A 1,180-nucleotide genomic window follows, 5' to 3' on the forward strand; every position below is an offset into this window, starting at 1 on the left:
GGCCTCCTTGTAATAGCGATCTGTATTAATGTGCTGTTGTTCCAGATGGAGCGCTTCGCCCCGGGTGGCCACCCGGGGCGAAGCGGCCGGTCGTCGGATCGTCGCCTCCCAAGCCTTTTGGGCTGTTGGTGAGCCAGATCGCGATCGGCCCCTTCATCGGACCCGGATGGTTGCCCGAACGGATCGGTTCATTTGCAAGGTAGGGTCGACGAAGATGACAAAGAATAACACAGGTGTGGCCGGTCTCGATATCGGCAAACATAAGCTCGATCTGGCACTTTTCGGCTGCGACAAGCGCTGGTGCTTTGCAAACGATGCGCAAGGCCGGGCGGCCTTGGTCGCCATGCTGCTTGCCGCCGGCATCGCACGCGTCGGCTTGGAGGCATCTGGTGGCTACGAGCGCGATGTTGCCGATACCTTGCGCCAAGCCGGCTTCGAGGTGATCCTGTTACAGCCCCGGCAAGTGCGGGCCTATGCGCTCTACCGGCTGCGGCACGCCAAGACCGATGCCATCGATGCCGGTCTCATCGCCGCCTGCACGGCCGAGCACAATGCGACCAGACAATCCGCGACGGATCCGCGCATTGTCGCTCTTACCGAGCCGCTGCGGCTGTTGGAACAGACCGAAGACGATATCGCTCAGCTCAAGACACGATGCGAAGCCTATCGCGACGAGGCCATCCGCGACGAGATCAAACAGGAGATCGTCCGGCTCAGGCTGCGGCGCAATCAGCGCCTCAAGGCCCTGCTGTCCGCCTTGCGAACCCATCAGGATCTGGCCCTGCGCCTCGATCTGGTTCTATCCGTTCAAGGCATCGGTCCCCGCACCGCGTTGACCCTGATCATCCGCATGCCCGAACTCGGCAGCATCTCACGCGAACAGGCCGCCAGCCTGGCCGGCCTGGCGCCGTTCAACGACGATTCAGGCGGGCGTACAGGACAGCGCCACATCGCCGGTGGACGCGCCGATGTCCGTATCGCCCTCTATGCCGCCGCTCTGCCCGCCGCCTTTCGATGGAACAAGACGCTCATCGGCCTCTATCAGCGCCTCACAGCCAACGGCAAAGTCCATAAGCAAGCCTTGATCGCTTGTGCAAGGAAGCTCCTCATCTTCGCCAACACCGTCCTCAAACGACACTCCCCTTGGATACCTGCTTAATGGTTGCTCACCATGAGGGCT

At 61.9% G+C, this 1,180-nt stretch carries 1 protein-coding gene; it reads left to right on the top strand.

The window, feature by feature from the left end; translation table 11 throughout:
• Positions 1-214 precede the first annotated feature (214 nt).
• A complete protein-coding gene (locus tag AC13Q5_RS34985; RefSeq protein WP_488504958.1) occupies positions 215-1,159 on the top strand; it encodes an IS110 family RNA-guided transposase in 945 nt (314 codons plus the stop codon).
• The last annotated feature ends 21 nt before the right edge of the window (positions 1,160-1,180 follow it).

The sequence above is a fragment of the Martinezella sp. CNPSo 3964 genome (assembly GCF_057784375.1).